This window comes from Shinella sp. HY16 (assembly GCF_028534175.1).
Lineage (GTDB): Bacteria > Pseudomonadota > Alphaproteobacteria > Rhizobiales > Rhizobiaceae > Shinella.
Genome location: NZ_JAHYXL010000009.1, coordinates 56910 through 70215, shown reverse-complemented (window position 1 = coordinate 70215; position 13306 = coordinate 56910). Strand labels below are relative to the sequence as shown.

The 13306-nt window shown below is 62.4% G+C and carries 12 protein-coding genes; 6 read left to right on the top strand and 6 right to left on the bottom strand.

Features of this window, described 5'->3' with window-relative positions:
• Positions 1-179: 179 nt before the first annotated feature.
• Genes K0P03_RS34510 through K0P03_RS34500 form a run of 3 tightly spaced genes read left to right on the top strand, consistent with a single transcriptional unit; the run spans position 180 to position 3404 of the window.
• Positions 180-782, top strand: coding sequence for a recombinase family protein (locus K0P03_RS34510; RefSeq protein ID WP_003501098.1), 603 nt, complete (start codon positions 180-182; stop codon positions 780-782).
• Complete coding sequence (locus K0P03_RS34505) at positions 775-2427, top strand: IS481 family transposase (RefSeq protein ID WP_003501095.1); 1653 nt, start codon at positions 775-777, stop codon at positions 2425-2427. The genes K0P03_RS34510 and K0P03_RS34505 overlap by 8 nt, the downstream gene beginning before the upstream one ends.
• Positions 2424-3404 (top strand): ExeA family protein, encoded by a 981-nt coding sequence (locus K0P03_RS34500; RefSeq protein WP_003501092.1) that lies wholly within the window; start codon positions 2424-2426, stop codon positions 3402-3404. Before K0P03_RS34505 ends, K0P03_RS34500 begins: the two co-directional genes overlap by 4 nt.
• Before the next feature lie 109 nt (positions 3405-3513).
• Here the strand turns inward: K0P03_RS34500 and K0P03_RS34495 are convergent, their stop codons facing one another.
• The 6 genes from K0P03_RS34495 to K0P03_RS34470 form a co-directional block, all read right to left on the bottom strand.
• Complete coding sequence (locus K0P03_RS34495; RefSeq protein ID WP_272792155.1) at positions 3514-3795, bottom strand: hypothetical protein; 282 nt, start codon at positions 3793-3795, stop codon at positions 3514-3516.
• 61 nt (positions 3796-3856) lie between these two features.
• On the bottom strand, positions 3857-5398 hold the full coding sequence (locus K0P03_RS34490) for a sulfatase family protein (RefSeq protein ID WP_272792154.1): 1542 nt from the start codon (positions 5396-5398) through the stop codon (positions 3857-3859).
• Positions 5399-5421: 23 nt separating this feature from the next.
• On the bottom strand, positions 5422-6498 hold the full coding sequence (locus K0P03_RS34485; protein WP_272792153.1) for an ABC transporter ATP-binding protein: 1077 nt from the start codon (positions 6496-6498) through the stop codon (positions 5422-5424).
• A gap of 22 nt (positions 6499-6520) precedes the next feature.
• A complete protein-coding gene (locus K0P03_RS34480; RefSeq protein WP_272792152.1) occupies positions 6521-7366 on the bottom strand; it encodes a carbohydrate ABC transporter permease in 846 nt (281 codons plus the stop codon).
• A gap of 7 nt (positions 7367-7373) precedes the next feature.
• Positions 7374-8345: a carbohydrate ABC transporter permease gene (locus K0P03_RS34475; protein ID WP_272792150.1), complete on the bottom strand. Its 972-nt coding sequence runs from the start codon at positions 8343-8345 to the stop codon at positions 7374-7376.
• A 62-nt stretch (positions 8346-8407) separates the two neighbouring features.
• Positions 8408-9931 (bottom strand): ABC transporter substrate-binding protein, encoded by a 1524-nt coding sequence (locus tag K0P03_RS34470; RefSeq protein ID WP_272792149.1) that lies wholly within the window; start codon positions 9929-9931, stop codon positions 8408-8410.
• A gap of 245 nt (positions 9932-10176) precedes the next feature.
• On the opposite strand from K0P03_RS34470, the gene K0P03_RS34465 reads away from it, so the two are divergent.
• The 3 genes from K0P03_RS34465 (at position 10177) to K0P03_RS34455 (ending at position 13303) form a co-directional block, all read left to right on the top strand.
• A complete protein-coding gene (locus K0P03_RS34465) occupies positions 10177-11076 on the top strand; it encodes a LysR family transcriptional regulator (protein WP_272792148.1) in 900 nt (299 codons plus the stop codon).
• 83 nt (positions 11077-11159) lie between these two features.
• Positions 11160-11873 carry a FadR/GntR family transcriptional regulator gene (locus tag K0P03_RS34460; RefSeq protein ID WP_272792147.1) on the top strand — a complete coding sequence of 238 codons (714 nt, stop codon included), beginning with the start codon at positions 11160-11162 and terminating at the stop codon, positions 11871-11873.
• Complete coding sequence (locus K0P03_RS34455) at positions 11870-13303, top strand: sulfatase family protein (protein ID WP_272792146.1); 1434 nt, start codon at positions 11870-11872, stop codon at positions 13301-13303. Before K0P03_RS34460 ends, K0P03_RS34455 begins: the two co-directional genes overlap by 4 nt.
• Positions 13304-13306 lie beyond the last annotated feature (3 nt).

Here is a 13306-nt window from a genome sequence, read left to right as displayed (position 1 = left end):
TTCGGCCGTCAGACACATAGTTGGTTTCCATGGATCGTTTGTCATAAACGAGGGTTTTTGAGCATGCCATAGCGCATGCCGTCACGCCCCTTGAATGGCGCGATGGAATCTTCTCAAAACTGTTATAGAAACGGTTGTCGCAAAATGCTATGTGTCCAACGACTTTCAAGAACATTTGGATGGCTATGCGGGTCGGGTACGCCAGGGTCAGCACGATCGATCAAAATCCGGAGCTTCAGCTTGAGGCGCTGAGACGCGCCGGTTGCGAGAAGGTGTTTACCGAGCGCGGGTCAGGCGCTCGCGATGACCGCCCGGAATTGGGCCGAATTCTCTCCGACGTGCTTCGCACTGGTGACACGCTCGTTGTCTGGAAACTCGATCGGTTGGCGCGATCGCTAAAGAAGCTCATCGCGACGGCGGAAGAGTTGGAGCGCGCGAAGATCGGGCTCGTGTCCTTGACCGAGAGCATTGATACGACGACGCCGGGCGGCATGCTGACCTTCCATGTCTTCGGTGCGATCGCCCAGTTCGAACGTGCTCTGATCCGCGAACGCACGACGGCTGGACTGGTCGAGGCGCGGCAACGTGGCCGCAAGGGTGGCCGCCCGCCCGCGATGCGCCCGGGCGATATTGCCGCGGCGCGCGCCCTGATGAAGGAAGGCAGCATACCGGTACGCAATATTGCGCAGCGCATGGGGGTTTCTGTTGCAACCCTCTATCGTCATATCGGCAAGAAGGGTGGCTCTCCCAAAACAGTGGAATCCGAGGACGTCCATGGCTGAGCGGAGAAAGCGGCCGCCCGGAGAGGCTCTTGTCGATCTTCGACGCCGATTGTCGCTGCTTTCTCCCCGTGATCCAGGCCGTACCGAGATTGTTGCTCGTGCCGCCGATGCCTACGGCATCTCGATCTGGACCCTGTATCGGGCGCTGCGGGAGTTGAACCGCCCGAAATCCGTACGGCGCGCCGATCACGGAACCTCCCGGATCGCCCCGCAGCCGGAGATGGAAACCTATGCCGAAATCATCGCGGCCCTGAAGATCAGAACGGCGAACCGGAAGGGGCGGCATATCTCCACGGCGCGCGCCATCAAGCTGCTTGAGGAAGACGGCGTGGTGACGCCCGATGGCCTGGTCCGTGCACCGCCCGGCATCTTGAAACGCGCAACGGTCGATCGGCTGCTGCGTGTTTCCGGCCTGGATTATGCGCGCGTCACCCGCCCGGTGGCTGCCGTCCGATTCCAGGCGCGGCGTTCCAACGAACTCTGGCACTTCGACATGAGCCCGTCCGACCTGAAGCAGGTGGAAGCGCCGCTTTGGGTCGAGGAAGGGCGCGGCCGGCCGACGCTGATGCTGTTCTCCGTGGTCGATGATCGCTCCGGCGCGAGCTATCAGGAATACCGCTCCGTCTACGGCGAGGACGCGGAGTCCGCCTTGCGCTTTCTCTACAATGCCTTCGCCGCCAAGCCTGAACCGGAACTGCCGCTTCAGGGGATTCCAACGACCATCCATATGGATAACGGGCCGGTGAGCCGCTCGCGCGTTTTCCAGTCCGTCATGGGTAGCCTTGGTGTCCGGGTTCTCACGCATATGCCCCCGTCGGACAGCGAGCGGCGCACGCCGGCGCGAGCGAAAGGCAAGGTCGAGCGGCCGTTTCGCACGATCAAGGAAGTGCACGAGACCCTCTATCATTTCCACAAGCCGAAGGACGAAGAGGAAGCCAACCTTTGGCTCAGGCGCGCCTTGGTCACCTACAATAACGGCGACCATCGCACAGAGTCTCATGCACGCATCGAGGATTGGCTGCGGCATCTTCCTCCTGACGGGGTGCGGGCGATGTGCTCCTGGGAGCGGTTCTGCGCCTTTGCGCGCGAACCGGAACGACGGACGGTTGCTGGAGACGCGACCGTATCGGTCGAAGGCGCATCCTATGAGGTCGAGCCCGAACTTGCCGGCGAAACGGTGACCTTGCTCTGGGGCCTGTTCGATCAGGAACTGTTCGTCGAGCATGAGGGCAAGCGCTTCGGTCCATTCCAACCTTCGCGCGGGGCGGTTCCCCTCTTTCGCTATCGCAAATACCAGAAGAGCAAGCTCGAAGAGCGGCTCGACAAGGTGGTGCGCCTGGCAGACCAACTTGGGCTCCCCCGCGCCGCGGTCACCGGCGGGGATCGTCCATTGCCTTCGCTGCCCCCGACCACGGCTGGGCTGAGTGTACGGCGGACACCGTTTCCGGAACCCGCAATAGAGACCGCTTATCCAAATGGCCTCGCAGCCCGTGGGGCCATCGCCGACCAGCTCGGCCGGCCGATCGGCGCGATGAATGCCGGTGACCGCGCCTTCATCAATGAACTGCTTGGAGAAACACTCGACAAAAAGATGATCGCGGCCCGTATCCGCGAACGCTTCCAGGCGCGAAGAAAGGAAGAATGATGCTCGCTGACGTTCAATCCAGTTACGGCCTCGACCGGCCTTTCCAAGGGGCCGGCAACTTTGAGACCGAGCATCAGCGCACGATCATCCGCGAGGTGTGTGCGGCCGTCCAGACCGGTCGGCTTGTCGTGGTCTCCGGCCTGGTCGGTTCGGGGAAAACCCACCTTTTGCGCCGCATCGAGGCCGAACTCACCAAAGCCGGCAAGGTCGCACTCGCCAAATCGCTGGCGGTCGACAAGCGGCGCACTTCGCTGCCATCGCTCATTGAAGCCCTGTTCTACGACTTGTCTCCCGGCGATCGTGCGCAGGTCAAGATCCCCAAGCAGGCCGAGCGCCGGGAGCGCGACCTGCGCGACATCATGAAAAAAGGCAAACGGCCGATCGTCCTCGTGGTCGACGAGGCCCATGACCTGCACCACAAGACCTTAACCGGCCTGAAGCGACTGATGGAGGTGGTCGCCGACGCCGGCGTGCTCCTTTCCGTACTTCTTGTCGGGCATCCCCGGTTGCGCAATGATCTGCGCCGGCCGCAAATGGAGGAGATTGGCTACCGCACGACCATTTTTGACTACGAGGGGATCGGCTCCGCGCGCCGCGACTATGTTGCCTGGCTGCTTGGCGCCTGTGCGGCCGAAGGCGTAAAGGTTGGCGAACTCCTCGAGGAAGAAGCCATCGACCTCATCGCCGAACGTTTGCGCACGCCGCTTCAGATCGAGATGCATCTCACCCTCGCATTCGAGCAGGGCTTTCGCCTCGGCGCCAAGCCGGTTACCGCCGAAATCGTCGAGCAGGTCCTGTCCCGCGCCATCGACGATCTCGAACCGACGTTGACCCGAAATGGTTACGATGCGACGGCTCTGGTCACGCACCTCAATGCTCGGCCGTCGGATATCCGCGCCTTCCTGGCGGGCACCCTTGATCCCGAATATTCCCGTCAGCTGACCGAGCAACTACGACAGGCAGGCGTCCCGGTTTGACCATGCCGTCGCTGGCAATTAATCTGAGCACGTGGGGGATGTTTGCAAGCAGACCCGGATGTTTGCGAGCACATTGGCAGGGAGCGTGAGCACGACGCCCGCTCCATTGTCAGATAATTCGAGCAGAAAATGCCGATGTTTGCGAGCAGAGGCGCTTATGTTGGCAAGCCGCTACAGCTATGCCGATCAAGATGGCCAGAAGCACCAGCCAGCTTTCCCGCCGGCGCACCATGGTGCGGAGACGCGCCGGCAGGCCGGCCTCGTCCATATTCGCGTTCCACCAGGCCAGCACGGCGCCCCAGACTCGACCAGAGGTTTGCAGCGCCTCGTCTACTCCCGCAATCAGCGGCGAGTCACCGGGCCGGTTCTGCCGGTCCTGGGGATCGCTCATACTAACCTTCCTGGGCCTTACCCGCCCTTGCCGACGGGCAGGCGACCAACCTGACCTGTCGTCACCTTCCGGACAGCACCATCCGGCTGTCATGCTCGGGCATGTCGCCGATCTCGGCCATCTTGGCATCGAGCCTTCCGACCATGTCGGCGAAGATACCGGCAAATTCAGGGTCATTTGCCCGATTATGCAATTCATGGGGGTCGGCCTCGCAGTCGAACAACTCCCACTCCGGGGGCTCATCGCCCCTAGTAGCCCCCAATTGCTGCAAGGGATCGTTGTACCAGTAGATCAACTTGTAGCGGTGGTCGCGGATGCCGTAATGGGCAAAGGCATTGTGGATGACATCCTTGTGCATCCAGTAGCGGTGATAGGCGACGTCCTGCCAGTCATCGCCCGCCGTCGCTTCGAAGACCGGCCGCATGCTGGCGCCCTGCATGTAGGTGGGGATGCGGATGCCGGCATAATCGAGGAAGGTCGGCGCGAAATCGACATTCATGGCGATCTGCTTGCTGACGCTGCCTGGCTTGATGGCCTTGGGATAGCGAACCAGGAACGGCATCTGCAACGACTCTTCATACATGAAGCGCTTATCGAACCAGCCATGTTCGCCCAGAAAGAAACCCTGGTCGGAGGTGTAGATGACGATGGTATCGTCGACGAGGCCCTCCGCATCAAGATAGTCAAGCAGCCGGCCGACATTGTCATCAATCGATTGCACCGTGCGCAGGTAGCGCTTGATATAGCGCTGGTACTTGAACTCAGCCAGTGCCCGCGGATCGGTAAAGGTAAAATTCTTGCCGGTACGCGCATCGATCAGGGTAATCGAGCCGCCATCCTCGATATCGGGCACCTTGCGGTTCTGCACGAAGGGATGCGGGAACATCAGGTCGCCAACTTCGCTGCCACCCTCGGGCTGGATCAGTCCGAGGTCGTCGTAGGTCATGTCCGAGCGAATGCGCATCTTGGCCGCAGCGGCGGCCACGGCGCGATTGGCGTAGTCATCCGAGAAGCTCTCGGGCAGAGGCAAATCTTCACCCTCGAACATGTCCTCGTGCTTGTGGTCGCAGACAAAATTGCGATGCGGAGCCTTGTGGTGGCACATCAGAAAGAAAGGTCGCGACGGATCCCGGCCCTTGATGAAGTCGAGACTGATATCGGTGATGATGTCGGTGGCGTAGCCCGGGTGGACCCTGGGACCATCCTTATCGATCAGCACCGGATCGTAATAGACCCCCTGCCCCGGCACGACTGCCCATTGGTCGAATCCGGTCGGCTCATGTGCCTTGCCTTCACCCAGATGCCATTTGCCGAAGATTGCCGTCTGGTACCCACCCTGGCGCAAGTGCCTGGCGACGTTGGGCAGACGGTTGTCGATGTGGGTATCGAGCGTCGTGACCTGGTTTACGTGATTGTATGTGCCGGTGAGGATGGCCGCCCGACTGGGGGTGCAGATCGAGTTTGTGACATAACACCGGTCAAGCCGCATGCCTTCATTGGCGAGGCGGTCCAGGTTCGGCGTGTGGTTGAGTCCGCCACCATAGGCCGAAATGGCCCGCGCGGCGTGATCGTCCGACATGATGAAAATGATATTTGGCTGCAAGGGTTTGCCTCTTGTGAAAATCGTCAGGCGCTTGGCAGGCTGAGGCCGTCCAGCGCCTTGCCCTGGGCGTCGAAGAAATGCGTGCGCCCCGCAAAGGCGAGGCCGACGGCCTGCCCCACCGGCAAGTCGGTGCCGCCATCGACGCGCACCACCAGTTCCTGGTCCCAGCCGGTGCGGACATAGACGAACTCGGCGTCGCCCAGCCGCTCGACCACGCTGACCGTGCCGTCGATGGTTCCGGCACCGGGTGCAACGATGCGCATCTGGTCGGCCCGCATGCCCAGCACCACGGCATTCTCGGCGCCCGGCCCCGCCATCGCCACCGGCGAACCATCCGGCGCCGCCTTGGCGCTGCCGGCTCCGGTAAGATTGACGAGATTCATCCGGGGCGAGCCGATGAAGCCGGCGACGAACAGATTGGCGGGCCTTTCATAGAGCTCCATCGGCGCGCCGATCTGTTCGACCACGCCCTTGCGCAGCACCACGATCTTGTCGGCCAGTGTCATGGCCTCGACCTGGTCGTGGGTGACGTAGATCATGGTGGAGCCGGCAAGCTGGTGATGCAGCTTGGCGATCTCGAGCCGCGTGGCAACGCGCAATTCGGCGTCCAGATTGCTCAGCGGCTCGTCGAACAGAAACACCTGCGGGTTGCGCACGATTGCCCGCCCGATGGCGACGCGCTGCCGCTGGCCGCCCGAGAGCTGGCGCGGCTTGCGGTCCAGCAATTCCTCGATCTGCAGGATCCTGGCGGCGCGCATCACGCGCCCCGCCACCTCCGCCTTGGGCATGCCGTTCATGCGCAAGCCGAAGCCCATATTCTGGTCAACGCTCATATGCGGATAGAGCGCGTAGGTCTGGAACACCATGGCGACGCCGCGATTGGACGGATCGACGTCGTTGACGCGCTGGTCGTTGATCAGCAGGTCTCCACCGGTGATTTCCTCAAGGCCTGCGATCATCCGCAGGAGCGTGGACTTGCCGCAGCCGGACGGGCCGACGAAAACGACAAACTCGCCCTTGTTGATTTCGATATCGACGCCATGGATCACCGGCGTGTTGCCATAGGCTTTCTTGACGTTTCTGAGACTGACGCCAGACATGGTGGTCTCTCCGTTGTTAGAGTCAGCCCTTCACCGCGCCGGCGAGACCGTCGATGAAATAGCGCTGCAGGAAGAGGAACAGGATCACCACCGGTACGATGGTAATGGTGGATGCCGCGGTCATGCCGCCCCAATCGACGAAATTCTCGCCCCGGAAGGCGTAGACACCGACCGAGAGGGTGCGGATCGCCGGGTTGGCCAGCGTCACCACCAGCGGCAGCAGGAAATCGTTCCAGGCATAGAGCGTCTGCATGACAATGACCGTCACCACGATCGGCCGCGATAGTGGCAGCATGACATACCAGAAGGTCTTCACGAACCCCACGCCGTCCATCTTGGCGGCTTCCTCGAGCTCGTTGGGCATCTGGCTGAAGTAGCCCGCGAACAGCAGCACGAAGATCACGAAGGAGCCGCCGGACGTGGCCAGCATCACGCCCCACAGCGACTGGCCGATACCCAGCCGGGTCAACAGGTCGAATACCGGGATGATGGTGTATCCCTGCGGCACGAACAGGGTGAAGATAATCAGCCCGAAGACGAGGCCGCGCCCCGGAAACTGCCGGCGGCCAAGCACGTAACCCATCATCGCCGTCGAGATCGTGACCAGCGCGACCGAGCCGATGGTCACGAACAGCGTGTTGAAGAAGTAGGCACCGATATTGGCCTGGGTCCAGGCCTTCACATAGTTCTCGACCGTCGGCTGGCTGGGGATCAGTCCCTCATTGGCGAAGATCATGGCGTTGGATTTGAACGAGGCCGACACCATCCAGATCAACGGATAGACCCACAGGCAGCAGACAGCGGCGAGCGCAGCCGAAACGATCCAGCGACGGGCGCGCGGCGAGACAAGTGGCTGCCTGATCGTCATGCTTGCCTCACGCGGCATTGGTCTTCTCCCGGTTGCGCAGGTGCCGCACGGCAACGATCTGCAAGATGGTCAGACCCATGATGGCAAAGCCGAAGAACACACCGGCGGCGCTGGCATATCCCAGGCGTGGCACGGCGCCGGCGGTCGCGAAGGCATTGCGGAAGATGTAGACCTCGATGACCTCGGAGGCGAAGAAAGGCCCGCCCTGCGTCATGGACTGAACCAGGGGGAAGACGTTGAGGGCGCCGATTGCCGAAATCAGGGCGATCACGATGGCGAAGGGCATGATCATCGGCAGCACCACGAAAACAGTGACCTGCCAGTTCTTCACCCCGTCAAGCTTGCTGGCCTCGTAGAGTTCTGCCGGCACGGTCTGCAGGGCCGCCAGCCAGTAGACCATCGTCACCCCGACCCATTTCCACACATAGATGCCTGCCAGCGTCCACAGCACCAGCTTGGGGTCGCCCAGAAAATCGAGCGGACGCGCCAGCAGCCCGATGTCCAGCATCGCCAGGTTGATCGGCCCGTTGAAGGGGCTGAGCATGATGGCCATGACGATGCCGATTACGGCCACCGGCGTCACCACCGGCAGGAAGATCAGCGTGCGGAACAGGGTGGAGAGCTTGATGAGCTTGTTATTGAGGATGATGGCGAAGACGAGCGAGACCAGCATTTGCAGCGGCACCGTGCTCATCGTGAACAGGAACGACCGCCCGAACGCATCCCAAAAATACTTGTCGGTCAGCAGTTCCGCATAATTGGCGAGCCCGACAAAGGTCTGGTTGGCGTCGAAACCGGACCAGTTGAGCAGCGAGAAATACTGCGAGGCGAAAATCGGATAGAGGATGAAGGCGCCGAAGATCAGCATGCCCGGAACAAGGAACAGATACTCGATCCGGCTGTGCCATAGCCGGGACATTAAGCTGTCGGGCCGGGTAATCGGCAATGTCTGGCGGGCGGTCAGGGTATCATCGGCCATCGGTCAACTCGCGTCGTGGGGCCCATCCGCCGAGGCGGACAGGCCCTTCCTTGGGAGGAGCGCTAGAGCGCTTCGTAGTCGGCCGCGACATAGTCGGTGTCGGGCCGCCAGTTGGAGAACACCAGATCGTCGCGGCTCACCTCTGCCCCCGCCTCCTTGGCAGCGGCAAAGGCTTCGTCGAGGGCGGCATTGGTCGCCGACACCAAGGCGGTGAGCTGTTCCTTGACGTTGGAGACCTGGGCCGTGAACAGACCCTGCACAGTCAGCGCCAGGTTCGGCGTCGGCTCCTTGTAGCGGCTTGCCACTTCCGACAACTGCGGATTGCGAGCGAACGGATTGGGGCCGACCTTGATGGTTCTCTCGAACATGGCCAAGGCTGCCTTGGACCGCTCGGACATCTGCGAATTGGTCGCCGCCGCGGGGAAAATCGGCGGATCAGACGGACCCACGACGTTGCCCCAGTCGATCTGGCCCTGTTCGGTGCCCAGGTAATGGAACACGTCGGCGGCTGCCTGCGGATTTTTGGCCTTGCTGTTGATAAACATCGTGTTGGACGCTGCTGCCAGTGCCCCCACGATGAGATTGCCCGTTGCCCCTGCGGGAGCCGGAGTCGGGGCAATGCCGAAATCGAAATCGGGATTCTCGCGTTCCCATTGCGGGATGTTCCAGGGTCCCTGCAGGATCAGGCCCGCGGCACCCTGCGGCATCATCGCGCGAGCCTGCGGCGCGTTGAGGCTCATGGCGCCGGGGAAGACCGAGCCATCGGCCTGCATGGCGATGAGCAGTTCGACCGCGCCGACGAATTCGTCGCTGTCAAACACGGGTTCACCCGTGCGGAAGTCGATGCCCAGGCCGATGGAGGTATCGCCACAGGCCGTTCCCGCCATATTGGCGAGGCTGCGGGTGATGTCGGCGAAACGGTTGACCTGGTTTCCGCCCATGATGAAGCCGAAGGCGCGGCCGGCATTGAGCTCGGTCACCTTGCGTGCGGCCTCGCGGAAGCTGTCCCAGGTCAGCGCCTCCGCTTCGGGGTCAAATCCGGCATCGTTGAGCAGTTGCCTGTTGTAGAGCACATGCGCCGAGGTCACGCGGGCCGACGTATAGGGCAGCCCGTAGGTTTTCCCGTCGAATACGTTGAGACCTTCGAGGAACGCCCCGGCGGGGAAGCCAGCCTTCCAGCTTTCGATATCGGGAATGTAGTCGTCGAGCGCCTGCACCCAGCCCTCGTTGATCGCGAATGCCGGCGGCAGGCCGAGCGGCAGGCAGAATGCGTCCTGGGCAGTGCCATTGCGGATGCCCAGCGGCAGCACCTGGCCGATCTCGTTCCAGGGCAGGCCGTCATAGACGACCTCGATGCCGCGAGCTGCCCCGTATTCAGGAAAAAAGGCGCGATAGAACACGGCCTTCTGGTCGCCGCTATCGATCCAGCGCAACGGACCATCGCCGGTGATCGGGGCGATGGCTTCGGGGATGGTGAATTCCTGCGCCAGGGCGCCCCCGGCGCCGGTCAGCGCCAAGGTGCCGAGGGCCGTCGAACCTGCCAGGAATTGCCTGCGGCTCATGGACGAAAACGGGGTTTTAATCATGGTCTCCTCTCCCATCTGACCACCTCGAAACGAGCGTGGCTGAATTCAAATTCCTGGTTATCGCGCGTCGCCGACCGTGCCGGGCCTTGAGGCCTCCTGCGGTCGCACTCCCCCCTGTGCGGATGCCGCAGCTTGGCGCTGCTTTTGACGATCCGCTGTCTCAGTCGATAACAATTGCACCTATACAAAACCAATGCCATTCTTTGCATGAGTGATAACAGAAGTGCATCATCATGCTGGATAGAATGAGCCTGCTTTTCCGCTTCCAGACGATCTCCGATGCGGGGAGCGTTCGCAAAGCGTCCGAAATTCTCAATGTCACGCAGCCGGCCCTGTCGCGCTCGCTGTCGCAACTGGAGAAACACTACGGCCAGCCCCTGCTGGAACGGCACGCGCGTGGTGTTCGTCCCACCGCTTTCGGCCAGCGCCTGCTGACGACGGTGTCGCGACTGGCGCGGGACTGGGAACTCGCCGAGGCTGACCTGGCAAGCGGCAATCCGGGCGCCGAGGGACGCCTCAACATTCATGCCGGCCCGCTCTGGTCTTCCGTGGTCCTGCCCACGGTCATCCCCAGGCTGCACGAGACATTCCCCAACCTGACGATTGAGATGACGCCGAGTACCGGCACGTCGCTGCCGGCTCTGCTGGACGGTCGTATCGACGTGTCCTTTGGCGGTCTCTACGCGCCCGAGCGCAACTATCCGCAACTGGAAGCGCGCGCCTTCAGCAAGATCCGCGACCGCGTCACGGCGCGTGCCGACCATCCAATTCAAAAATGCGATCCCGGGGACTATGCCATGATCCACAAGTTTCCCTGGATCATCTATGCCGCCGATCCCATTTACGAGGCCGAGACCATCCACGCGGTGATGGAGCGCACCGGGGCCATGCCGCAGGTGCGGGTACGCAGCGGTTCGCTGCTGGCGATCTTCCGGCTGCTGCAGGATGGCGACTATCTCTGCATCCTGCCCGACGCTGCCGTCTATGGCATTCCCGGGCGCCCGATCCTGCCCATCCCCATTGAAATGGGTCGCCGCAATTCGGAAACCGGGGCCCTCCTGCGCCGCACCATGGCGCAATACCCGCCCATGCACACCCTGCTCGAGCTGTGCGCAGCCTATTTCCAGCGCATGGATTCGGTTTGACATGGCGCAGCTCCTCCGAGGTGAGCTGCTTGATTTTATGTCCCACTTAATCCATTATGTCCAACATAAATTGAGGTTGTGATTTGCCATTTTCCAGCATTGCCGTTCGCGAGACGGGCGCCTCGGCTATCGCCCGGCAGATTGGCACCGCAATTCTGCGTGGCGAGCACGCCCCTGGAGCAACCCTGCCAGGGGAGCTTGAACTGGCTGTCCAATTTGGCGCCAGCCGCAACATCGTGCGCGAGGCCATCAAGGTGCTGGCCGGCAAGGGCTTGGTGGAATCGCGCAAGAAAGCGGGCACACGCGTACGCTACAGGGCCGATTGGCAGATGCTGGACCGAGAGTTGCTGGCCTGGCGGCTGGAGGGCGGGACGGAGATCGGCTTTGCCACCGATCTGCTGGCGCTGCGCGAGGCGATCGAGCCAGCCGCCGCGGCAGCGGCCGCACGACACCAGGACAAAGAGGCAATCCAGGCGATCCGCACCGCCTTCTCGGGCATGGTTGCGGCCGGCACCGATCGCAAGCGCTTCGCGGGCCCCGACCTGCAGTTTCATAAGGCTATCCTGGCCGCCTCCGGCAACGAATTCATGATGGCCTTCGGCGGGATGATCGAAGCGGCGCTCGCCGCCTTTATCGGCATTTCCCTGCGCCACCGCGAAGCGCCCGGCCCTTCGATACCGATGCATGAAGCGGTGCTGCTGGCCGTCGAGGCCGGCGATCCCGAACGGGCGCATACCGCGATGCTGGCTCTGCTGGCTCGAACCCGCACCAATATCGAAAAGGACGCCACACGGTGAGCTCCGCCCGCCCCCACATCGTCCTGGTCATGACCGACCAACAGCGTTTCGATACTATCCAGGCCCTGGGCGCCGGGCACATGAACACGCCAAACCTGGACCGGCTGGTGCGGGAGGGCGTGAGCTTCGACAACTGCTTCGTCAACGCGCCAAGTTGCGTGCCCAGCCGCGCGGCTTTGTTCTCGGGCCACAGCCCGCATACGTCCGGCGTGCTGCGCAATGGCCAGGCCTGGTCGCACAGCTGGGTCGAGCAACTGGCGAAATCGGGCTATCACTGTGTGAATGTGGGCAAGATGCACACCATTCCCTATGACGCGCCGGCCGGGTTCCACGAGCGTTTCGTGGTCGAGAACAAGGATCGCTTCTTCGAGGGCCGCTGGTATGCCGACGAATGGGACAAGTCACTGGTGCATCAAGGCGCGGTAAAGCCCTCCCGGGCGCATTACCGGACCCTGCCCGACTATGCCGAGCGGCTTGGCGCCTTCGACTGGCCGCTGGCCGACAGCCAGCATTCAGACGTCTTCGTCGCCGAGACCGCCATGTGGTGGCTGGAAACGCGGCCACGGCCCGAAGCGCTGTTCATGCAGGTGGGCTTTCCTGGTCCGCACCCGCCCTATGACCCGCCGGCGCGATATTCCCAACCCTATCTCGATAGAGCCGACCTTCCCGTGCCCGAGGCCAGCGCCAGGGAACTGGCGAGCCTGCCGGCTTCGCTTCGGGCGAAGCGGGAACATGATACCAGGGTGGATCACGACGCAGTCTCCTGGTCGCTCGATCCCAGCGTGGAGCAGCTGCGGCGCCTGCGCGCGCATTATGATGGCAATGTCACTCTCATCGACGAACAACTCGGGCGGCTGATCGACACGCTTGAGCAGCGCGGCTATCTCGACAACTGTATCGTGATCTTCATGTCCGACCACGGCGACAATCTGGGCGAGCACGGCCTGTCGCAGAAGTGGGCGATGTATGACATGGTCACGCGTGTTCCCGCCATCGTCTGGGCGCCCGGTCGATTTGCCGGAGGGCGACGCCTGCAGCAGCTTTGCCAATTATTCGATTTCGGCCCCACGATCCTCGAACTCGCCGGGCTCGAACCATCCGCCGATTTTGAAGCACAAAGCCTGCTGCCGGCGCTGGAGGGCAAGGCGTGGGCCGGGCGAGACGCGGTATTCTGCGAACAGGCGGGCGACGTGGCCATGGCCGATACCAGGCTCATCACCATGATCCGCACCGAGCGGGACAAGGCCGTGCTGTTCCTGGGCGCTGTTGACGGGCAGTATTTCGACCTCGCTGCCGATCCGAGCGAGGAGAACAATCTCTGGCACGACCCCGAGGTGCAGGCCCGGCTTGCCGAACTCAAGGACCGTATGCTGCGGTGGCGCCTCGACAGCGCGGTGCATACGATGGACCGCGCTGTCGTCATTCGCTAGGCC